Raw genomic sequence first — 21,517 nt, 5'->3', positions numbered from 1 at the left:
GCGCTACGCAAGGAGGTGTTCGGGATGAGTCCCGATCGAAGTCTTTGCAGCGCTTCCGTCCGCTGACGCGTTGATCAGCTGACCTTTTCCGAGTGCGCACGGCCGCGGCACACCGCTGCCCCGTTGCGTGCCCGCATCCCTTCCGCACGCCCTGACCCTCCTGTCAGGCGTGTGTCATCCATGCCCATCGGTGCGCCCTGCGGCCCTGCGAGGCCGCTCCGCGCCGACCCATGATCACTCCACGTGACCGCTCGGCTCCGCGCCGCCCGGACACCGTGGAGGGAGGTATTCGTCATGACCATGCTCACCCCCCGTACCCCCACCAAGCTCGCACCGCCGGGCCGGGCCCGCCGCGAGCGCAAGGCCGCCGAGCTGGAGTCCCGCACCCGCGCAGTCGGCGAGCGCCTCGTCGAGGTCAGCGCCCGCCCCGGCATCCGGGTCCTGCAGGACGTGGACTCCTCGCGCAGCGGCCTCACCCACGCCGAGGCGGCCCTGCGCCTGGAGCGGCACGGCTACAACGTCGTCGCGCAGGAGCGCGCCCCGCTGTGGTTCGTCCAGCTGGGGAAGGCGTACTGGAACCCCTTCATCGGCGTCCTGGTCTTCCTGGCCGCCGTCATGTACTGGCAGGACCCCGAGGACCCGGGCGTCGTCATCCTCTCCGTGATGGTGGGGGTCAGCGGGCTGCTGCGCTTCTGGCAGGAATACCGCTCCGGCCGCGCCGCCGACGCGCTGAAGAAGCTCGTCACCACCACCTGTGCGGTGCAGCGCCGGGCCGGCAGCGGCTCCGGGCCCACCACCTTCGAGGTGCCCATGGACCAGGTGGTCCCGGGCGACGTGGTCAGGCTGGCCGCCGGTGACCTGATCCCGGCCGACCTGCGGCTGATCACCTCCAAGGACCTGATGGTCAGCCAGGCCGCGCTGTCCGGCGAGTCCCTGCCGGTCGCCAAGGCGGACACGCGTACGAACGACCTCGGCCAGCAGGAGACGACCGATCCGGTCGAGGCCGACAACCTCTGCCTGATGGGGACTTCGGTCACCTCCGGCACCGCCACCGGCGTGGTCGTGGCCACCGGCGCCGACACCTACTTCGGCTCGATGGCCGGCTCCCTGGTCGGCGAGCGCCCCCAGACCAACTTCGACAACGGCGTGCGCAGGGTCAGCTTCCTGCTGATCCGCTTCATGCTGGTCATGGTCCCGGTCGTCTTCACGATCAACGGACTCACCAAGGGCGACTGGAACGAGGCCTTCCTCTTCGGTATCGCCGTCGCCGTCGGTCTGACCCCCGAGATGCTCCCGATGGTGGTCTCCGCCAACCTGGCGCGCGGCGCGGTCGCCATGTCCAAGCGCAAGGTGGTCGTCAAGCGGCTCAACGCCATCCAGAACCTGGGCGCGATGGACGTGCTCTGCACGGACAAGACCGGCACCCTCACCGAGGACCGGATCGTCCTGGACCGCTACCTGGACGTGCACGGCGACGAGGACAACGAGGTCCTCGAATACGGCTACCTCAACGCGCACTTCCAGACGGGCCTGCGGAACCTGATGGACCAGGCGGTCATCGACCGCGTCAACGAGGCCGAGGAGGTTGTCGTCGACGCACGGTTCTCGATGGTCGACGAGATCCCCTTCGACTTCGCCCGGCGCCGCATGTCCGTGGTCCTCAACCGCAATTCCCTCGTGGGCGACCTCGGCCGCTCCGAACACGTCATGATCACCAAGGGTGCGGTCGAGGAGGTCCTGGACCTCTGCACCCACATGAGGGACCGCGGCGAGCGGGTCGAACTGACCGAGCAGCTGCGGTGGCACGTCACCCGCATCGCCGAGGACAACAACCGCAAGGGCCTGCGGGTCCTGGCCGTCGCCACCCGCACGATCGCGACCCCTCGCGACACCTACACGGTCGCCGACGAGGACCAGCTGACCCTGATCGGCTTCCTCGCCTTCCTCGACCCGCCGAAGGCCGACGCCGCCCGCGCCCTCCAGGGTCTGGCCGACAAGGGCATCGCGGTCAAGGTGGTCACCGGCGACAACGACCTCGTGGCCGCCCGGGTCTGCGCGGACGTCGGCATCGACGTCGGGCACGTGGTGCTCGGCTCCGAGATCGACGCCCTCGACGACGCCGGGCTGCGCGCGCTGGCCGCCCGTACGACGGTCTTCGCCAAGGTCAACCCGGTCCAGAAGGCCCGGATCGTGCGGGCCCTGCAGGCCGAAGGACACACCGTCGGCTTCCTCGGGGACGGCATCAACGACGCGGCCGCGCTGCGCGACGCCGATGTCGGCATCTCGGTCGACACCGCCGTGGACATCGCCAAGGAGTCGGCCGACATCATCCTGCTGGAGAAGGACCTGACCGTCCTGGAACAGGGCGTGATCCAGGGCCGGACCACCTTCGGCAACACGATGAAGTACATCAAGATGACGGCGTCGTCGAACTTCGGCAATGTCTTCTCGGTGCTGGTGGCGAGCGCGTTCATCCCCTTCCAGCCGATGCTCGCGATCATGCTGCTGGTCCAGAACCTGGTCTACGACATCTCGCAGCTGGCGACCCCGTGGGACCGGATGGACGAGGAGTACCTGCGGAGGCCCCGCAACTGGGACGCCAAGGGCATCTTCCGCTTCATGGTCACCATCGGCCCGGTCAGCTCGATCTTCGACATCTCGATGTTCCTGATCATGTGGAACGTCTTCGCCGCCAACAGCGAGGCCAGCCAGTCGCTCTTCCAGTCCGGCTGGTTCATCGAGGGCCTGCTCTCGCAGACCCTGATCGTCCACATGATCCGTACCCGGAAGATCCCCTTCATCCAGTCCCGCGCCTCCTGGCCCGTGATGGTGATGACGATCCTCGCGGTGCTGACCGGCCTGTGGCTGCCGTTCTCCCCGCTGGCACCCTCGCTGGGCTTCGTCGCCCTGCCGGCGAGCTACTTCCCGTGGCTGATCGGCGTACTGCTCGCCTACTGCGCGCTCACCCAGTTCGTGAAGACCTGGTACATCCGCACGTTCAACACCTGGCTCTAAGAGGAGAACGCCGGTTCCGGGGGCAGGGGGCGCCCCCGGAAGCGGCGCCGCTACTTGAGCGTCGCGGAGGTCAGGCCCGCCTGGATCTGGCGCTGGAAGGAGAGGTAGACCACCAGCATCGGGATCATCGCGATGGTCACGCCGGCGAACAGCACCGGCAGGTCCGTCTCGTAGCCCATCTGGTACTGGAGCTGGATCAGGCCCTGGGTGAGCATGTAGCGCTCGGGGTCCGATCCGCTCTGGGGCTGCATCAGTACGGAGGGCAGGATGTACTGGTTCCACTGGCCCAGGACATTGAATATCCCCACGCTGATCAGGCCGGGCTTGGCCATCGGCAGCATCACCTGGAAGAAGATCCGGGTGTCGGAGGCCCCGTCGATCACCGCCGCCTCGTGCACCGCCGTCGGCAGGGTGCGGAAGAAGGAGTGCATGAAGAAGACGGTGAAGGGCATCGAGTAGGCGACGTAGACCAGGATCAGACCCTGGTACGTGTTGAGCATGTCGAGGCGCTTGACCATGAAGAAGAGCGGTACGAGCGCCAGGAAGACGGGGAACATCGCCCCGCTGACGAAGAAGTAGTAGATGATCCGGTTCCCCGGGAAGGGGTAACGGGCCAGCACGTACGCCGCCATGGAGCCGAGCAGCATGGTCAGCGGCACAGAGAACGCCATCACGATCAGCGTGTGGGCGAAGTAGTCGCCGATGCCCTTGTCCCAGGCCCGGGAGAAGGCGTCGAAGTGCCAGTTGGACGGCCAGCTGAGCGCCGAACCGCCGATCTGCGAGTCGGTCTTGAAGGAGCCGAGCGCCAGCCAGATCAGGGGCAGGACGATCAGTATCGCCCAGACGGCGAGGAAGCCGTGCGAGAAGACGTTGAGCACCATGCCGTCGGAGCGGCCGTTCCCGCCCCCCTTGGCGCGGCCGCGGCCGCTGCCGCCGGACCGCTCGGCCGAGGACTCGCCCGGTGCCTTGATCACTGTGGTCATCGTGGTCTCCCGCTCAGAACTCGATGCGCTCGCGGCGGGTGGCGCGCAGCGTGATGATGGAGAGGATCATGGTCAGGACCAGCATGACCACGCCCATGGCGCAGGCGTATCCGCTCTTGCCGAAGTACAGGAAGTTGCGCATCAGCACCGTGGCCATGACCTCGCTGTGGTGGTCGGGACCGCCGCCGAACTGGCCCGAGGTCATGGTCGACACCAGGACGAACATGTCCATCGCGGCGATGCCGAGGTAGACCGCGGAGGTCTGCACGGAGTCCCACAGCAGGGGGAGCGTGACCTTGAGGAAGGTCTGGGCGCGGCCCGCGCCGTCCAGCAGCGCGGCCTCGTAGATGTCCTTGGGTACGGACTGCATGGCCGCCGAGAAGAGGACCAGGTAGAAGCCGACCCCGTGCCAGACCACGACCAGGAGCAGGCACCACAGCACCAGGTTGGGCTGGTTGAGCCACTCGACGGGGTGGGCCGGGTCGACGAGGCCGATCTTGCTCAGGAATCCGTTGAGCAGACCGCCCTCGTCGCTGCGGTACACCGCGCCGAAGAGCACCGCGAGGATGGCGAGGGAGAGCACCTGCGGGAAGAAGTAGACGATCTTGTAGACGCCGGACCCCCGGACACCGCGCACACCGCCCGCCCCGCTGCGCCCTCCCGCGTTCACCATGAAGGCGAAGAAGAGGGCGAGCAGGATGGTGATGGTCGGGACGAACACCAGGAGCAGCAGGTTGTGCCACAGGGCACCGCGGAAGACCTCGTCCTTCATCAGGGCCGAGTAGTTGTCCAGTCCGACGAAGTCGAACGTCGGTGACTGGCCCGACCAGTTGGTGAAGGAATAGCCGAACGTCTGAATGTACGGCCAGATGACGAAAGTCAGATACAGCGCGAGCGGCAGGATGAGGAAGCCGGCGATGAAGCCGATCCGTCCCTTGCCCCGTGCTACTTGGCTCATGGTGTCCGTCCCTGATGACGCTGCCGGTGGACGCGGTGTCAGCTGCGGTGGTTGTTCTTGGCGTTGGGGTCCTTGGCAGCCTTGTCCACCGCGGCCTGGGCCCGCTTGATCCACTCCTTCGGCTGGATCCGCTGGGCCATCAGCTCATTGGAGGCGTTCTGGATCTCGGTGTCCATCTCGCTGTACCAGTCCGGGTAAAGGTAGTTGAAGGTGTTCTCGCCCGCCGCCTTGAGGGCGGTGACCGCGGACTGGGTGCCGGGGCGGAGCTTGACGCCCGGGTCCACGCCGTCCTTGACGACGGTCAGGGAGTTGGCCTGCTGGGCGAAGATCGTCGACCACTCGCGGGAGAGCATCGAGCGCAGGAACTCCAGGCCGCCCGCCTTGTTCGCGGCCTTCTCCGGGACGATGAAGGGCTCGTTGGCGCCGGCCCGGATGGCGGTGAAGGGCAGCTTGCTGTCGGCGAGGACCGGCACCGGCAGGAACTTCATGTCGAAGTCCTCCGGGGTCTGCTTGAGCTGCTCGTTCTCCAGCCAGGAGCCGGAGGGGATGAAGGCGGCCTTGTACTGGTTCCAGGCGGTCTGGGACTCCGTGTGGGTCAGGCCGTTGGTGCCCGGCATCAGGTAGCCCTTCTCGACCACCTCGTAGACCGCCTCGACGGCGGCCAGGGCGGCGGGGTTGCCCTCGAAGGCGTTGGGCTCCAGGTTGTCGATGGCCTTCATGGCCTCCAGACCGCCCTTCTTGGCGATCAGGTCCATGATGACGACGTTGATGTAGTACGGGTACTTGCCCTGGTGGGCGAGGCCGCCGATGCCGGCCTCCTTGGCCTTGGCGCAGATGGCCAGGAACTCGTCCCAGGTCTTCGGCTCGGCCCAGCCCTTCTCCTTGAAGAGCTTGGCGGAGTACCAGAGGCCGAAGACGGTGTAGACGTAGTTCAGCGCGACGAACTTGCCGCCCTGGGTGCCCTGTTCGACGGTGCCCGCGATCAGGGTGTCGCGGACCTTCTTGCTCGGGTCGTCGAGCGAGGGCGCGTCGAGCACGGCGGTGAGGTCGGCGAGCTGGCCGCCCTTGGCGAGGACGTCGATCTTGATCTGCTGGGCGCCGGAGTCGTCGATGACGTCCGGCGGGTTGCCTCCGTTGAAGCGGGGCTGGAGCTTGGCCGCGATCTCCTGGGTGCCCAGGTGGGAGCTGGTGGTGCCCCACTTCTTGTCGAAGGCGGCCTCCCAGGCCTTGGCGTAGTCGTCGCCGAACCCGCCCTTGAAGACGACGACGTCCAGCTTGCCGCCCTTGGCCACACCGAAGGGGTTCTCCTTGGTCACCGCACCCTTGTCGGGCCCCTTCGTGGTGTCCTCACCGCCGGAGGCGCACGCGGACAGGAAGCTCATCGTCGGTACCGAGATCAGCCCGAGTGCCGCGGAGCGCTTGATCAGATCGCGGCGGCCGAGGCCCTCACCAGTGGATCCCATGCTCATGTCCTCGCCTTCGTCAGAAGTGTGAAGGAGGCCGGAAATCACGGCGGTTGCCGCACATGCGGACATCACCGCAGGTCCCCGCCCATCCCCCGGTCCGGAGCCGCTCGTCTCGCGCTGGTCCGGACGGGCACAGGTATAGTCCACTTCCGCTCGCCTGAGCAAGATCGTGCACAAGGATGTCCGCCAGCTTTTCCGAGTTGAGACCTGTCCGTCATCTGACACTGTCACCACGAAAAGCGGAAGGACCGCACCCCCTCGACGGGGATGCGGTCCTTTTGAGCCGATTCACTCGGCCGGCGGCTGTTTAGCCCCGGATGAGGTTGCGGAGCACGTACTGCATGATTCCGCCGTTGCGGTAGTAGTCCGCCTCACCCGGCGTGTCGATGCGGACGACCGCGTCGAAGGAGACACCGGTGTCGGTGGTGACCTTGACCGTGCGCGGGGTGGTGCCGTTGTTCAGCTCCTCCACACCGGTGAAGGAGAAGGTCTCCTCGCCGGTGAGGCCCAGGGAGGCCGCGGTGGCGCCCTCGGGGAACTGCAGGGGCAGGACGCCCATGCCGATCAGGTTGGAGCGGTGGATGCGCTCGTAGGACTCGGCGATGACGGCCTTGACGCCGAGCAGCGCGGTGCCCTTGGCCGCCCAGTCGCGGGAGGAGCCGGAGCCGTACTCCTTGCCGGCCAGGATGACCAGCGGGATGCCGGCGGCCTGGTAGTTCTGCGAGGCGTCGTAGATGAAGGAGACCGGCGCGCCCTCGACGGTGAAGTCGCGGGTGAAGCCGCCCTCGGTGCCCGGCGCGATCTGGTTGCGCAGGCGGATGTTGGCGAAGGTACCGCGGATCATGACCTCGTGGTTGCCGCGGCGGGAACCGTACGAGTTGAAGTCGCGGCGCTCGACGCCGTGCTCCGTGAGGTACTTGCCGGCCGGGGTGTCGGCCTTGATCGCACCGGCCGGGGAGATGTGGTCGGTGGTGACCGAGTCGCCCAGCTTCGCCAGCACGCGGGCGCCGGCGATGTCGGAGACCGGGGTGGTCTCCATGGTCATGCCCTCGAAGTAAGGGGGCTTGCGGACGTAGGTCGACTGCGGGTCCCACTCGAAGGTGTTGCCGGTCGGGATCGGCAGCGCCTGCCACTGGGCGTCGCCAGCGAAGACGTCCTGGTAGGACTTGTTGAACATGTCCTCGCCGATGGCGTTCGCCACGACGTCGTTGACCTCGGCCTCGGAGGGCCAGATGTCCTTCAGGAAGACCGGGTTGCCCTCGGTGTCGACGCCGATGGCGTCCTTGGTGATGTCCACCTTCATGGAGCCCGCGATGGCGTACGCGACGACCAGCGGCGGGGAGGCCAGGTAGTTCATCTTGACGTCGGGGTTGATCCGGCCCTCGAAGTTGCGGTTGCCGGAGAGCACCGAGGTGACCGCGAGGTCGTGCTCGTTGATCGCCTTCGAGATCTCCTCGTCCAGCGGACCGGAGTTTCCGATGCAGGTGGTGCAGCCGTACCCGACGAGGTTGAAGCCCATCTTGTCGAGGTACGGGGTCAGGCCGGCCTTGTCGAAGTAGTCGGTGACGACCTTCGAGCCCGGGGCCAGGGTGGTCTTGACCCACGGCTTGCGGGACAGGCCCTTCTCGACCGCCTTCTTGGCCACGAGCGCCGCGGCGACCATGACGTAGGGGTTCGAGGTGTTGGTGCAGGAGGTGATCGCGGCGACGGTGACGGCGCCGTGGTCGATCTCGAAGGAGGTGCCGTCGGCCAGGGTGACCTGGGTCGGGCGGGTCGGCACGCCGTTGTGCTGCGCCGGGGCGTCGGAGGCCGGGAAGGACTCCTTGCCCGCCTCGTCGTCGTCCTCGACGTAGTTGCGCACGTCGAGCGCGAACTGCTGCGCGGCGTTCGCGAGGACGATGCGGTCCTGCGGGCGCTTCGGGCCGGCGATGGAGGGGACGACCGTGGAGAGGTCGAGCTCCAGCTTCTCGGAGAAGTCGGGCTCGGCGGCCGGGTCGAGCCAGAGGCCCTGCTCCTTGGCGTACGCCTCGACGAGCGCGACCTGCTGGGCGTCGCGGCCGGTCAGGCGCAGGTACTTCAGGGTCTCGTCGTCGATCGGGAAGATCGCGGCGGTGGAGCCGAACTCCGGCGACATGTTGCCGATGGTGGCGCGGTTCGCGAGGGAGGTGGCGGCGACGCCCTCACCGTAGAACTCGACGAACTTGCCGACGACGCCGTGCTTGCGCAGCATCTCGGTGATGGTGAGCACCAGGTCGGTGGCGGTGGTGCCGGTGGGCAGCTCGCCGGTCAGCTTGAAGCCGACGACGCGCGGGATCAGCATGGAGACCGGCTGGCCGAGCATCGCGGCCTCGGCCTCGATGCCGCCGACGCCCCAGCCCAGCACGCCCAGGCCGTTGACCATGGTGGTGTGCGAGTCGGTGCCGACGAGGGTGTCGGGGTAGGCCACACCGTTACGGACCATGACGGTGCGGGCCAGGTGCTCGATGTTGACCTGGTGGACGATGCCGGTGCCCGGGGGGACGACCTTGAACTCGTCGAAGGCGGTCTGGCCCCAGCGCAGGAACTGGTAGCGCTCCTTGTTGCGGCCGTACTCCAGCTCCACGTTCTGGGCGAACGCGTCGTTGGTGCCGAACTTGTCGGCGATGACCGAGTGGTCGATGACCAGCTCGGCCGGGGCCAGCGGGTTGATCTTGGACGGGTCGCCCCCGAGGGCCTTCACGGCCTCACGCATGGTCGCGAGGTCCACGACACAGGGAACACCCGTGAAGTCCTGCATGATCACGCGGGCCGGCGTGAACTGGATCTCCTGGCTGGGCTGGGCCTGGGAGTCCCAGCCACCGAGCGCCCGGATGTGGTCGGCGGTGATGTTCGCGCCGTCCTCGGTGCGGAGCAGGTTCTCCAGCAGCACCTTCAGGCTGTAGGGAAGGCGGGCCGAGCCCTCAACCTTGTCCAGCCGGAAGATCTCGTACGACTCGTCGCCCACCTGCAGCGTGCTGCGGGCGTCGAAGCTGTTCGCCGACACGACAGTCTCCTTCATGCATGAATTCGCGCGTAGTACCGCATCCTGCCGCCACGCCCCTTGGCCAATCCGCTAAGGTAAGGCTAAGTTAGGTAACCCTTACCAGCGGGGGCGGCTGCGGTTCGCCTTCGGCAGATATCTCGATGTCGAGATAACTCTAGTACATGTCCGGGGATCGGAACGAGGCGCTCTCCTCGGGGTATGTCACATCCGCCGGCCGGGCGGCCGTTTCGGCCTGCCCGATTCCACCCGTCAGGGCCGTCGCGGCGACCGAGGACGGGCCTGACCTGACGTACATATACGTCGGCACCCGCGCCCGGCTCCACAAGGCCGTCGAGGAACTCGCACAGGAACGGCCACAACACGAGCCGAATGGTACAGATAGCAACAAATGGCACCATGCCGCCCCAACCAGCCAGACCTGGCGGGGAAACTGACGGCCGGTAACACCCGTCTGCCACACCCGGCGCGATCCACATCTCATATCTGAGATACGGTGCAGCCATGGCAGACGACTACCTCGTACGCATCGGCAAGCTCATCCGTGACGCCCGTCAGCACCGGGGCTGGACACAGAGTCAGCTCGCCGACGCACTCGGCACCAGCCAGAGCGCAGTGAACCGGATCGAGCGCGGCAATCAGAACATCAGCCTTGAGATGATCGCCCGAATCGGTGAAGCCCTCGACAGCGAGATCGTCTCCCTCGGTTACGCCGGTCCGATGCACCTGCGGGTGGTCGGCGGGCGCCGGCTGTCCGGCGCCATCGACGTCAAGACGAGCAAGAACGCCTGCGTCGCCCTGCTGTGCGCCTCCCTCCTCAACAAGGGCCGTACGGTCCTTCGTCGCGTGGCCCGCATCGAGGAGGTCTACCGCCTCCTGGAGGTGCTGAACTCCATCGGTGTCCGCAGCCGCTGGATCAACGACGGCGTGGACCTGGAACTGGTCCCGCCGGCCCGCCTCGACATGGACGCCATCGACGCTGACGCCGCCCGCCGGACCCGCAGCATCATCATGTTCCTGGGCCCCCTGCTGCACCGGATGGACCAGTTCCGCCTGCCCTACGCCGGCGGCTGCGACCTCGGTACCCGCACCATCGAGCCGCACATGATCGCCCTGCGCCGCTTCGGCCTGGACATCACCGCGACCGAGGGCATCTACCACGCGCAGGTCGAGGCCGGGGTCTCCCCCGACCGTCCGATCGTGCTGACCGAGCGCGGGGACACGGTCACCGAGAACGCCCTCCTGGCCGCCGCCCGGCACAACGGCGTGACGGTCATCCGCAACGCCTCCTCCAACTACATGGTCCAGGACCTCTGCTTCTTCCTGGAGGCCCTGGGCGTCAAGGTCGAGGGCGTCGGCACCACCACGCTCACCGTCCACGGCGTCCCCACCATCGACGTCGACGTGGACTACTCCCCCTCCGAGGACCCGGTCGAGGCGATGAGCCTGCTCGCCGCCGCGGTCGTCACCGAGTCGGAGCTGACCATCCGCCGGGTCCCGATCGAGTTCATGGAGATCGAGCTCGCGGTCCTGGAGGAGATGGGCCTGGACCACGACCGCTCGGCGGAGTACACGGCCGACAACGGCCGCACCCGCCTGGTCGACCTCACGGTGCGCCCCTCCAAGCTCGAAGCCCCGATCGACAAGATCCACCCGATGCCGTTCCCCGGGCTGAACATCGACAACGTCCCGTTCTTCGCGGCCATCGCTGCCGTCGCCCAGGGCCAGACCCTGATCCACGACTGGGTGTACGACAACCGGGCCATCTACCTGACCGACCTGAACCGCCTCGGCGGCCGCCTCCAACTCCTGGACCCCCACCGCGTCCTGGTCGAGGGCCCCACCCGCTGGCGCGCGGCGGAAATGATGTGCCCCCCGGCCCTCCGCCCGGCGGTGGTCGTCCTCCTGGCGATGATGGCGGCCGAGGGCACCTCCGTACTCCGCAACGTCTACGTCATCAACCGCGGCTACGAGGAACTGGCGGAACGCCTCAACTCGGTCGGCGCCCAGATCGAAATCTTCCGGGACATCTGAGCCCTCGGCATCTGCGGCAACCTTGTTAGGACGGCATCGCCTGCGACAAGTAGCCCCCGGGCCGGAACCGACGGGTTTCGGCCTGATGGGTAATGGCACCTCGTCAGGAGTGGCGGAGACCCGGCAGAATCGGGTCTTCGGCACAAATGGAGGGGCGGCGATGGCGGTCGGGGCGAGTGCGGGGGCCGGGGCGGAGGTGCCCGTGTTGGCGGGGGTGCCGGTGGTGGGGTCGCTCTTCGAGTTGAAGTCGGACTCGCTCGGGACCTATCTGCGGGCCCAGCAGCGGCACGGTGACGTCGTGCGGATCACCGCCGGGCCGCCCGGGCTGCGTGCCGAGTTGTACTGCGTGTTCTCCGCCGAGGGTGCGCAGCAGGTGCTGGCCTCGGAGTCGGCCAACTTCCGCAAGGACAACCCCTTCTACCAGGAGGTCCGCGACTCCTTCGGCAACGGGCTGCTGACCAGTCAGGACGAGGACTACCTGCGCCAGCGCCGGCTGGTCCAGCCGCTGTTCACCCGGCGCCGGGTGGACGGTTACGCCGAGGCCGTGGCCGCCGAGACCGCCTCCGTGCTCGCCGGGTGGGAGCAGAAGGCGGACGGTGTCGTCGACGTTTCCGAGCAGATGATGCGGCTCGCCCTGCGCGCGGTCGCCCGGATCCTCTTCGGCACCGACGTCGAGGCCACCGTCGACGTCGTCGACCGGTGTTTTCCGGTCATCACCGAGTACTGCCTGCGCCGCGGCTACTCCCCCGCCAACTTCCCCCGCACCTGGCCGACCCCGGCCAACAAGCGGGCCGCCGCGGCAATGGACGAGCTGTACGGGGTGTGCGACAGGATCATCGCCGAGCGGCGCGCCGCCACCGACGGCGACGGCTCCGGCGAGGACCTGCTGACGCTGCTCGCCGCCGCGAAGAGTTCGGACGACGGGGAGTTCGACGCCGACGAGCTGCGCGACCAGGTGCTGATCTTCCTGCTCGCCGGGCACGAGACGACAGCCACCTCCCTCGCCTTCGCCCTGCACCTGCTCGCCCGCCACCCCGAGCAGCAGGACCGGGCCCGCGAGGAGATCTCCCGGGTCCTGGGCGACCGTACGCCCGAGGCCGCCGACCTGGACCGGCTCCCGTACCTCACCCAGGTGCTCAAGGAGGCCATGCGGCTCTACCCGGCCGCCCCGGTCATCGGCCGCAAGGCCGTCGCCTCCACCGAGATCGGCGGGCACGCAGTCCCCGCCGGCGCGGACGTGATACTGGCACCGTGGGTGACGCACCGCCACCCGCGCTACTGGCCCGACCCGGACCGCTTCGACCCGGAGCGTTTCACCCCGGAGGCGGAGGCCGGCCGCCCGCGCTACGCCTGGTTCCCCTTCGGCGGCGGCCCGCGCGCCTGCATCGGACAGCACTTCTCGATGCTGGAGTCGGTGATCGCACTGGCGATGGTCCTGCGCGCGTACGAGTTCGAGGCCGTGGACACCGACATCCCGGTCAGCGCCGGCATCACCCTGAGGACGGACGGCCCGGCGCGCTGCCGGGTCAGGAGGGTGGACGGGTAGGGGCCGGGCGGCCATCATGGGCCGATGGATGAGGAGATTCCGGGGCGTTTGTCCCCTTACGTACGTCGGCCAGCGCGTGCGATACTGCCCGGCTCGCCCGCCCCGGAGCGGCTGCTCCGCCGGATCGGCGGCTTCTTCCTCATCCGCTTCCTGACCGCGCTGCCCGACGACCTCGCCGACGCGGTGTCGGCACTCGTCGACCCCTTCGAGCGGGCCGGCCGCCTGGTCGGGCGGCTCTTCCACGGCCCGGCGCTGCGCGGCGGCTGGACGGGTGAGGCGGGCCGGCTCGCCCTGGCCCTGCACGGCTTCCACTGGACGCACTGGCGCTGCGAGACCCGTGGCCCGCACGCAACCTTCACCGCGATCACGGGCAAAGTCACCGCCCGGCCGCCCTGGGGGCGCGGCGACCCCGGCCGCGAGTCCCACACCGCCGCCTGCGCCCTGCGCAGCGTCCCGTGGCTCCGGCGCCGCCCGACCCGGGTCGACCTGGGCTTCGCGGACGGCTCCTGGCTGGCCCTGCGGATGAACACCCGGGCGGACGCGGCCCGGCTGCGCGCCGCGCTCACCGGGTCCGATACCGGTCGTGCCGGTCGTGCCGGTCGCCCCTAGACCGTGGTCGGCGTGTGGTTGCCCTTGAGTCGTTCGAGGTCGGAGGGTCTGACCTGGATGACGAGCAGCGCGATCGCCGCTCCGGCCAGGGTGAACGCGGCCGCCACGATGAAGGCCGCGCTGATGCCGGAGGTGAGCACCTGGTCGCTCCACGGCTTGGGGAACTGCTTGGTGCGCGCGAAGAAGGCCTTCTGTTCGGGGGTGGCCGTGCGCAGGAAGCCCGCCACCTGCTCCCTGGCCTCGTTGCGGCTGGCCGTGCCGAAGACGGTCACCAGGATCGACAGGCCGAGCGAACCGCCGACCTGCTGCATCGAGTTGAGCAGCCCGGACGCCGCGCCCGACTCCCGGTCGGGGACGTTCGACAGGGCCATCAGGGTCAGCGAGACGAACTGCAGGCCCATGCCGAGGCCGAAGATCAGGAGCGGGCCGAGGATGCTGCCCAGGTAGGTCGAGTGGACGTCGGTCCGCGTCAGCCAGGCGAGGCCCGCCGCCGAGCAGAGCGCACCGGTGACCATGAAGGGTTTGGGCCCGAACTTCGGCAGGAGCTGGGAGGTGATGCCGGCGCCCACCGCGACCACCGCGCTCACCGGGAGGAAGGCGAGGCCGGCGCGCAGCGGGCTGAAGCCCAGCACGATCTGCACGAAGAGGGTGAGGAAGAAGAACATGCCGAAGATCGCGCAGGCGAGCATGAGCATGATCCCGTAGGTCCCGGCCCGGTTGCGGTCGGCGAACATGTGGAGCGGGGTGATCGGCTGCGGCGAGCGCTTCTCGTTGAGGATGAACAGGGTCAGCAGGACGACGGCGGCGCCGAAGGAGAAGAGCGTCCAGCCGTCGCGCCAGCCGTCCTGGGAGGCGCGGATGAAGCCGTAGACGAGCGCGACCATTCCGGTGGTGCACAGCAGCGCGCCCGCGAGGTCGAAGTGTCCGGGGTGGCGTTCGGACTCGCGGATCACCTTCCTGGCCAGCACGGCGATGAGCAGCGCGATGGGGACGTTGACAAAGAGCACCCAGCGCCAGTTGAGCCATTCGACGAGGACGCCGCCCGCGAGCAGGCCGATCGCGCCGCCGCCTGCCGAGACGCCGGCGAACACGCCGAAGGCCCGGTTGCGGGCGGGTCCTTCGCGGAAGGTGGTGGTGATCAGGGCGAGGGAGGTGGGGGAGGCGATGGCCCCGCCGACGCCCTGGAGCGCGCGGGCTCCCATCAACTGGCCGGCGTTCTGCGCGAGTCCGCCGAGGAGGGAGGCCAGTCCGAAGAGCAGGACGCCGAAGATGAAGACGCGCTTGCGGCCGAGGATGTCGCCGGCGCGGCCGCCGAGGAGGAGCAGGCCGCCGAAGGCCAGGGTGTAGGCGTTGACGACCCAGGAGAGGCTCTCGGTCGAGAAGTGGAGGGCGCTCTGGATGTGCGGCAGCGCGATGTTCACGATGGTGATGTCGAGAACGACCATGAGCTGGCACGAGGCGATGACGAACAGCGCCAGCCCGTTTCCGCTTCCTCGGACCTTGCCGTCGGTCCCGTTACTGGTCGGCGATGCGTTCCCGTCCACCCTCTCGACGCTAAGCCCGCGCCTCCGGGGCCACCACTCGAACGGCCTAGTCTATGTGACATTTCACATGTCAAACTACGATCATGGATGACTTCCTCAGGCTCTCCGCGAGCACGGCCCGATTCACCCACGGCGCCCCGCGCGCCTTCGCTTTCGGGGACGACGGCCGGCTGCTCTGGTTCCTCCGCTCCGGCGGTGCCACCGACCCCTTCGACAGCCTCTGGGTGCTCGACACCGCCACCGGCACCGAGTCCCGGCTTGCCGACCCGCGCGAGCTGTGCCCCGAGCCCGGCGACCTCCCCGCCGTCGAGCGCCGGCTGCGCGAGCGGACCCGCCTGGTCGCCGCCGGGATCGGGTCGTACGCGCTCTCCGGCGACGGCCGGCGCGCCGTCTTCGCGCTCTACGGGCGGCTCTACGGGGTCACCGCCGACGGGACCGCGAAGCCCGGGGAACTCCCGGCCGCCGGGCCCGCCTGGGACCCCCGCCCGAACTCTGACGGCTCCCGCACCGCCTACGTCGCCGACGACGCCCTGTACGTCTCCCCCGGCGGCCGGGTCAGCCCCGACGACGGAGCCCGCTGGGGCGTGGCCGAGTTCGCCGCCGCCGAGGAGCTGAACCGCGCCCGGGGCCACTGGTGGTCCCCCGACGGGGTCACCCTGCTCGCCGCCCGCGTCGACGAAACCGCCCTCCAGCGACGCTGGTTCGCCGACCCCGCGCACCCCGAGCTCCCCGCCGCGGACTTCGCGTATCCCGAGGCGGGCGGGCCCAACGCCGGGGTCCAGCTGTGGGTGCTCGGCCCCGACGGCACCCGGATACTCCTGGACTGGGACGCGCAGGCCTACCCGTACGTCTCCGACGCGGGCTGGGAGTCGGAGACGGAGATCCTGCTGACCGTCCAGGACCGGCTGCAGCGCACCGTGCTGCTGCTGTCCGCCGATCCGGCCACCGGCCGCACCCGGGAGCTGTCCCGCACCGCGCACCCCCAGTGGGTGGACCCCCTGGTCCCCGGCACCCCGGCCCGCCTCCCCGACGGGCGGATGCTCACCGCCACCGACACCACCGGCGGCGCCGCCCGCGCCCTCGCGGTCGACGGCGTGCTCCTCACCGGCGACGGGCTGCAGGTCCGCGGCGTCGCCGGGGTCCACGAGGGCCGGCTGCTGGTCACGGCCGGGCAGCGCGACCCCGCCGAGCAGCAGGTGCTGCTGATCGACCCCGACACCGGGGAGTCGACCCCGCTCGCCGCCGGGCCGGGGGTGCACAGCGTCCAGGCCTCGGCGGGGGCGCTGCTGCTGACCTCCGCCGACGCCGACGGGATCCGGCGCACCGTACGCACCCCGGACGGCCGGGAGTTCACGCCCGCCGACCTGTCGGAGCCGCTGCCCTACCGGGTGGTCCCGGTCCTGGAGCGGGTCACCGAGCACGGCGTCCCCACCGCCCTCGTGCTGCCCCGCGACCACGTCCCCGGCCGGCGGCTGCCCGTACTCCTCGACAGCTACGGCGGCCCCGGCTTCCAGGACGTGTCCGCCGAGCCGCGCCGCTGGCAGGCCCGCCAGTGGTGGGCCGACCAGGGCTTCGCGGTGGTGACCATCGACAACCGCGGCACCCCGTACGTCTCGCCCGCCTTCACCCACGCCATGTACCGCGGGTTCTCCGAGGTCACCCTGGAGGACCAGGTCGCGGCCCTGCACGCGCTCGCCGCCCGCCACACCGACCTCGACCTCGGCCGGGTCGGCATCCGCGGCTGGTCCTACGGCGGCTACCTGTCCGCGCTGGCGGTGCTGGCGGTGCTGCGCCGCCCCGACGTCTTCCACGCCGCGGCGGCCGGGGCCGCGCCGACCGACTTCCGGCACTACGACACTGCGTACACCGAGCGGTACCTGGGCCTCCCCCAGGACCACCCGGAGGTGTACGAGCGGGACTCGCTGATCCCGGACGCCCCGAACCTGAAGCGCCCCTTGCTGCTGGTCACGGGCCTGGCCGACGACAACGTCCACCCCTCCCACACCCTGCGCCTGTCGCAGGCCCTCACGGACGCGGGCCGCCCGCACCAGCTGCTGGCGCTGCCCGGTGTCACCCACATGACCCCCGGCGGGACGCGGGAGAAGATCATGGCGCTGGAGCTGGAGTACTTCCGCCGCGAACTGGGCCTGTAGGCAAGGAAACCCGAAGGCCCCGGAGACGCCATTGGCTCCGGGGCCCTCTTCTTCCCGTGGATCCCCGTCAGTCACCCGGGAAGTGACATGCCACCTCGCGGGAGGCGGCGAGCTGCAGCAACGGCCGCTCGGTGCGGCAGATCTCCCGCGCCTTGGGGCAGCGCGGGTGGAAGGTGCAGCCCGGGGGTGGAGCGGCCGGGCTCGGCGGGTCGCCGAGCAGCACGATCCGCTCCCGCCGCCGCTCCGCCGCCGGGTCGGGCAGCGGTACGGCGGACAACAGCGCCCGGGTGTACGGGTGCTGGGGGTTCTCGTAGAGGGACTTCTTGTCCCCGATCTCGACGATCCGGCCGAGGTACATGACGGCGACCCGGTCGCTGACCCGTTTGACCACCGACAGGTCGTGCGCGATGAACACGTAGGAGAGGCCCAGTTCGGCGCGCAGCCGCTCCATGAGGTTGACGATCTGGGCCTGGACGGAGACGTCGAGGGCGGACACGGGCTCGTCGGCGACGATCAGCCGGGGGCTGGTGGACAGCGAGCGGGCGATGCCGATGCGCTGGGCCTGGCCGCCGGAGAACTCGTGCGGGTAGCGGTCGATGTGCTCGGGGATCAGGCCGACCAGCTCCATGAGCTCGGCGGCGCGGCCGCGGGCGTCGGCGGCGCTCCAGCCCTGGACCAGCAGCGGGTCGGAGATGATCCGGGCCACGGTCTGGCGGGGGTTGAGGGAGGAGTGCGGGTCCTGGAAGACCATCTGGATGTTCTTGCGCAGCGGCCGCATGGCGCTCGGGGAGAGCCGGCCGATCTCCTTCCCCTCGAAGGTGACCCGGCCCGAGGTGGGCTCCAGCAGCCGCACGATCATGCGGCCGGTGGTGGACTTCCCGCAGCCCGACTCCCCGACCAGGCCGAGGGTCTGCCCGGCGGCCAGGTCGAAGGACACCCCGTCGACGGCGCGCACGGGCGCCCCCCGGCGCCCGGTCGCGGACCGCTTCCCGGGGAAGGCCATGGTGAGGTCCCGTACGGACAGCAGGGGTTCGGAGCTCGTCGTGGTCATCGGGCCGCCTCCTCGGCGGTACGGGCGCCGGCGAAGTGGCATGCCACCATCCGCTCCGCCTGCGGCTCCCCGTAGGCCAGGAGCTCGGGCCGTACGTCGCCACAGGGCTCGGCGGCGCGCGGACAGCGCGGGGCGAAGGCGCAGCCCGGGGCGGGCGCGAGCAGGGAGGGCGGGGAGCCGGGGATGGAGGGCAGCGGTAGGTCGTCGGCAGTGTCCAGGCGGGGCAGCGAGTCGAGCAGCCCCCGGGTGTAGGGGTGGGCGGGATCCACGAACAGGTCGTCGACCGGGGCCTGTTCGGCGGCCCGGCCGCCGTACATGACCAGCACCTCGTGGGCGACGCGGGCGACCACGCCCAGGTCGTGGGTGATCATCACGACGCCGAGGCCGCGCTCCTGCTGGAGCCGGGCGATCAGCTCCAGGATCTGGGCCTGCACGGTGACGTCGAGAGCGGTGGTGGGCTCGTCGGCGATCAGCAGCTCCGGTTCGCAGGCCAGGGCCATGGCGATCACGGCGCGCTGGCGCATGCCGCCGGAGAACTGGTGCGGGTACTCCCCCGCCCGGCGGGCCGGTTCGGGGATGCCGACCTCGCCGAGCATGTCGATCGCCCGTTTACGCGCGGCGGCCCGTCCGGCCTTGAAGTGCACCCGGTAGTGCTCGGCGATCTGCTCGCCGACCGTGTAGTAGGGGTGCAGGCTGGAGAGCGGGTCCTGGAAGATCATGGCCATCCGGCGGCCGCGCACCTTTGCGAGCTCCCGCTCGGGCAGTCCGGTCAGCTCCCGCCCGGAGAGCCGTACGGAGCCGCCGACCTCGGCGCCCCGGTGCAGGCCCATGACGGCGAGCGAGGTGACCGACTTGCCCGAGCCGGACTCTCCGACGATGCCGAGGGTGCGGCCGGCCTCGACGGTGAAGCCGAGCGAGTCGACGGCCCGTACGGTGCCGCGCGGGGTGGTGAACGTGACGTGCAGGTCGCGCACTTCGAGCAGAGCGGCGGCCATCAGTACCTCACCCTCGGGTCGATGACGGCGTACAGGAGGTCGACGACGAGGTTGGCGACGACGATGAAGAAGGCGGCGAGCAGGGTCACCCCGAGGACGACGGGCTGGTCGGAGCTGACCAGGGCGCCGTAGAACAGTCGGCCGATGCCGGGGAGTCCGAAGATGGACTCGGTGATGACCGCTCCGGCGAGCAGTCCGCCGAGGTCCATGCCGAAGATGGTGAGGATCGGGGTCATCCCGGAGCGCAGGCCGTGTTTGACGACGACGGTGCGTTCGGGCATGCCCTTGGCGCGGGCCGTGCGGATGTAGGGCTCGGCCATCGCCTCGATCATCGAACCGCGGCTCTGGCGCGCGTACATGGCGGCGTAGAGCAGCGCGAGCGCGGTCCAGGGCAGCAGCAGGTTGGCGGCCCAGGCGAGCGGGTCGTCGGTGAAGGCCTGGTAGCTGGGGTAGGGCAGGAGGCCGGCGATGCGGATGACCCCGTAGATGAGCATCACCGAGGTGAAGTAGACGGGCAGCGAGGCGGCCGCGACGGCGCCCACCATCAGGGCCTTGTCGGTGGCGGTGTCCTTGCGCAGGGCGGCGGTGACGCCGGCGCCGAGGCCGAGGACCAGCCAGAGCACGGCGGAGCCGAGGGCGAGGGAGGCGGAGACGGGGAGCCGGTCCATCAGCAGGTCCCACACGGGCAGGGAGTTCTCGTACGAGTAGCCCAGGCAGGGGAAGTCGCAGGCGACGGCGTACTGGCCGGTGCCGAGGGTGCGGCCGGTGAAGATCCCGGTCAGGAAGTCGGCGAACTGCCGCCACAGGGGCTGGTCGAGGCCGAGGTACTCGCGTACGTCGGCCAGCCGCTCGGCACTGCAGGTCTTGCCGCAGGCGGCCGCGGCCGGGTCGGAGGGCAGGACGTAGAAGATGAGGAAGGTGACGGCGGCGATGGCGAGGAGCACCCCGGCGAGGGCGAGCAGCCGGCGGGCGAGGTAGAGGATCACGTACGGCCGCCCCTCGGGTCGAGGATGTCGCGCAGGGCGTCGCCGAGCAGGGTGAAGGCGAGCACGGCGAGGAAGAGGAAGACGCTCGGGATGACGAAGTACATGGGGTCGGTCTCGTAGAAGGCGACGGATTCGGCGATCATCTGGCCCCAGGAGGGGGTGGGCGGGCGCACGCCCACGCCGAGGTAGCTCAGCGCCGCCTCGGTGCTGATCATCCCGGGGATGAGCAGGGTGGTGTAGGCGATGACCGGGCCCAGGACGCCGGGGAGGATCTCGCGGGTCAGGATCCGCCAGGAGCTCGATCCGCCGACGCGGGCGGCGTCGACGTACTCGCGGTGTTTGAGGGAGAGGGTCTGGCCGCGGACGACGCGGGCGACGCCGGGCCAGCCGAAGAGTCCGATGACGGCGGTCATGAGGACGATGCGGTTCACGTCCTTGGCCACGGACAGCATGGCGATCATGAAGATGAGGCTGGGGAAGGACATGGTCAGGTCCATCAGCCGGGACAGGACCGCGTCGGTGCGGCCGCCGAAGTAGCCGGCGGCGATCCCGGCGGAGGTGCCCGCGAGGACCACGATGGCGGTGGCGGCGAAGGCGATGAGCAGGGAGACCTGGGCGCCGTGGACCACGCGGGCGAACAGGTCGCGGCCGGTGACGGGTTCGACGCCGAGCCAGTGCTCGGGGCTGATCCCGCCGAGGGAGCCGAGCGGCTGGCCGCCGAGGTAGGGGTCGATGGCGGTCTTGTCGAACTCCTCGGGGGACCAGCCGCCGAGCGCGCCCAGCCAGGGGGCGGTGGCGGCCATCAGGACGAAGAGGAGGACGAGGCAGAGGCTGACGCGGACGGCGGCGCGGCGGCCGAGCTCCCGCCGGGCGAGCTGCCAGGGGCTGCTGCCGTGCGCCGCCGGCGCTGCCGCGGGCCGGGCTGTGGAGGCGCCGGGGGCCGGGGCGGTGCCGGGGGCCGGAGCGGGGTCCGGGGCTGGTGCAGCGGCCGGGGTCGGGGCGGCGGCCGGGGTCGGGGCGGCGCCCGGGGCTGGTGCGGCGCCCGGGGTCGGGGCGGCGGCCGGGGTCGGGGCGGCGGCCGGGGTCGGGGCGGCGTCAGGGTCGGGGGCTGCTCGGTCGTCCGGGACCGGTGCGGTGGTGGTCATGGTGTCGGGCTCC

14 protein-coding genes are annotated in these 21,517 nt (G+C 69.9%); 5 read left to right on the top strand and 9 right to left on the bottom strand.

Annotated features, from left to right (window positions below):
* Positions 1-294 precede the first annotated feature (294 nt).
* Complete coding sequence (gene mgtA, locus ACGFYU_RS18450; protein ID WP_393828340.1) at positions 295-3,015, top strand: magnesium-translocating P-type ATPase; 2,721 nt, start codon at positions 295-297, stop codon at positions 3,013-3,015.
* 50 nt (positions 3,016-3,065) lie between these two features.
* On the opposite strand, the gene ACGFYU_RS18445 is transcribed toward mgtA, so the two are convergent.
* The 4 genes from ACGFYU_RS18445 to acnA form a co-directional block, all read right to left on the bottom strand.
* On the bottom strand, positions 3,066-3,998 hold the full coding sequence (locus ACGFYU_RS18445) for a carbohydrate ABC transporter permease (protein WP_393828339.1): 933 nt from the start codon (positions 3,996-3,998) through the stop codon (positions 3,066-3,068).
* Positions 3,999-4,011: 13 nt separating this feature from the next.
* Positions 4,012-4,956 (bottom strand): carbohydrate ABC transporter permease, encoded by a 945-nt coding sequence (locus ACGFYU_RS18440; RefSeq protein ID WP_393828338.1) that lies wholly within the window; start codon positions 4,954-4,956, stop codon positions 4,012-4,014.
* 38 nt (positions 4,957-4,994) lie between these two features.
* Complete coding sequence (ngcE, locus tag ACGFYU_RS18435) at positions 4,995-6,419, bottom strand: N-acetylglucosamine/diacetylchitobiose ABC transporter substrate-binding protein (protein ID WP_393828337.1); 1,425 nt, start codon at positions 6,417-6,419, stop codon at positions 4,995-4,997.
* A gap of 310 nt (positions 6,420-6,729) precedes the next feature.
* Entirely contained in the window at positions 6,730-9,444 is a 2,715-nt protein-coding gene (gene acnA / locus ACGFYU_RS18430; protein ID WP_393828336.1) for an aconitate hydratase AcnA, read from the bottom strand.
* A gap of 501 nt (positions 9,445-9,945) precedes the next feature.
* On the opposite strand from acnA, the gene ACGFYU_RS18425 reads away from it, so the two are divergent.
* From ACGFYU_RS18425 to ACGFYU_RS18415, 3 genes are all read left to right on the top strand, one after another.
* Complete coding sequence (locus ACGFYU_RS18425) at positions 9,946-11,475, top strand: helix-turn-helix domain-containing protein (protein WP_393828335.1); 1,530 nt, start codon at positions 9,946-9,948, stop codon at positions 11,473-11,475.
* A 160-nt stretch (positions 11,476-11,635) separates the two neighbouring features.
* On the top strand, positions 11,636-13,021 hold the full coding sequence (locus ACGFYU_RS18420) for a cytochrome P450 (protein ID WP_393828334.1): 1,386 nt from the start codon (positions 11,636-11,638) through the stop codon (positions 13,019-13,021).
* Positions 13,022-13,045: 24 nt separating this feature from the next.
* Positions 13,046-13,630: a hypothetical protein gene (locus ACGFYU_RS18415; RefSeq protein ID WP_393828333.1), complete on the top strand. Its 585-nt coding sequence runs from the start codon at positions 13,046-13,048 to the stop codon at positions 13,628-13,630.
* Here ACGFYU_RS18415 and ACGFYU_RS18410 read toward each other — a convergent pair.
* Positions 13,627-15,174 (bottom strand): MFS transporter, encoded by a 1,548-nt coding sequence (locus ACGFYU_RS18410; protein ID WP_393828332.1) that lies wholly within the window; start codon positions 15,172-15,174, stop codon positions 13,627-13,629. The two genes, ACGFYU_RS18415 and ACGFYU_RS18410, sit on opposite strands and share 4 nt — an antisense overlap.
* A gap of 83 nt (positions 15,175-15,257) precedes the next feature.
* Between ACGFYU_RS18410 and ACGFYU_RS18405 the strand changes: the two genes are divergently transcribed.
* Complete coding sequence (locus ACGFYU_RS18405) at positions 15,258-17,327, top strand: prolyl oligopeptidase family serine peptidase (RefSeq protein ID WP_393828331.1); 2,070 nt, start codon at positions 15,258-15,260, stop codon at positions 17,325-17,327.
* A 67-nt stretch (positions 17,328-17,394) separates the two neighbouring features.
* On the opposite strand, the gene ACGFYU_RS18400 is transcribed toward ACGFYU_RS18405, so the two are convergent.
* Genes ACGFYU_RS18400 through ACGFYU_RS18385 form a run of 4 tightly spaced genes read right to left on the bottom strand, consistent with a single transcriptional unit; the run spans position 17,395 to position 21,504 of the window.
* Positions 17,395-18,378, bottom strand: a complete 984-nt coding sequence (locus tag ACGFYU_RS18400; RefSeq protein ID WP_393828330.1) for an ABC transporter ATP-binding protein — start codon at positions 18,376-18,378, stop codon at positions 17,395-17,397.
* Positions 18,375-19,373, bottom strand: coding sequence for an ABC transporter ATP-binding protein (locus ACGFYU_RS18395; protein ID WP_393828329.1), 999 nt, complete (start codon positions 19,371-19,373; stop codon positions 18,375-18,377). Before ACGFYU_RS18395 ends, ACGFYU_RS18400 begins: the two co-directional genes overlap by 4 nt.
* Positions 19,373-20,359, bottom strand: a complete 987-nt coding sequence (locus ACGFYU_RS18390; protein WP_393828328.1) for an ABC transporter permease — start codon at positions 20,357-20,359, stop codon at positions 19,373-19,375. The genes ACGFYU_RS18395 and ACGFYU_RS18390 overlap by 1 nt, the downstream gene beginning before the upstream one ends.
* Positions 20,356-21,504: an ABC transporter permease gene (locus tag ACGFYU_RS18385; protein WP_393828327.1), complete on the bottom strand. Its 1,149-nt coding sequence runs from the start codon at positions 21,502-21,504 to the stop codon at positions 20,356-20,358. Before ACGFYU_RS18385 ends, ACGFYU_RS18390 begins: the two co-directional genes overlap by 4 nt.
* Between the last annotated feature and the right edge of the window lie 13 nt (positions 21,505-21,517).

The organism is Streptomyces sp. NPDC048337 (genome assembly GCF_043201175.1).
Classification (GTDB): domain Bacteria; phylum Actinomycetota; class Actinomycetes; order Streptomycetales; family Streptomycetaceae; genus Streptomyces.
The sequence above is the reverse complement of the archived record's forward strand: the minus strand, read 5'-3'. Positions and strand labels throughout refer to the sequence as shown.

Excerpts from the sequence above, each read along its gene's own strand:
- ACGFYU_RS18395 (WP_393828329.1), bottom strand. The coding sequence starts at position 19,373 with ATGGCCGCCGCTCTGCTCGAAGTGCGCGACCTGCACGTCACGTTCACC.
- ACGFYU_RS18405 (WP_393828331.1), top strand. The coding sequence starts at position 15,258 with ATGGATGACTTCCTCAGGCTCTCCGCGAGCACGGCCCGATTCACCCAC.
- mgtA (WP_393828340.1), top strand. The coding sequence starts at position 295 with ATGACCATGCTCACCCCCCGTACCCCCACCAAGCTCGCACCGCCGGGC.
- ACGFYU_RS18425 (WP_393828335.1), top strand. The coding sequence starts at position 9,946 with ATGGCAGACGACTACCTCGTACGCATCGGCAAGCTCATCCGTGACGCC.
- ACGFYU_RS18445 (WP_393828339.1), bottom strand. The coding sequence starts at position 3,998 with ATGACCACAGTGATCAAGGCACCGGGCGAGTCCTCGGCCGAGCGGTCC.
- ACGFYU_RS18385 (WP_393828327.1), bottom strand. The coding sequence starts at position 21,504 with ATGACCACCACCGCACCGGTCCCGGACGACCGAGCAGCCCCCGACCCT.
- ACGFYU_RS18440 (WP_393828338.1), bottom strand. The coding sequence starts at position 4,956 with ATGAGCCAAGTAGCACGGGGCAAGGGACGGATCGGCTTCATCGCCGGC.
- ngcE (WP_393828337.1), bottom strand. The coding sequence starts at position 6,419 with ATGGGATCCACTGGTGAGGGCCTCGGCCGCCGCGATCTGATCAAGCGC.
- ACGFYU_RS18415 (WP_393828333.1), top strand. The coding sequence starts at position 13,046 with ATGGATGAGGAGATTCCGGGGCGTTTGTCCCCTTACGTACGTCGGCCA.
- ACGFYU_RS18400 (WP_393828330.1), bottom strand. The coding sequence starts at position 18,378 with ATGACCACGACGAGCTCCGAACCCCTGCTGTCCGTACGGGACCTCACC.
- ACGFYU_RS18420 (WP_393828334.1), top strand. The coding sequence starts at position 11,636 with ATGGCGGTCGGGGCGAGTGCGGGGGCCGGGGCGGAGGTGCCCGTGTTG.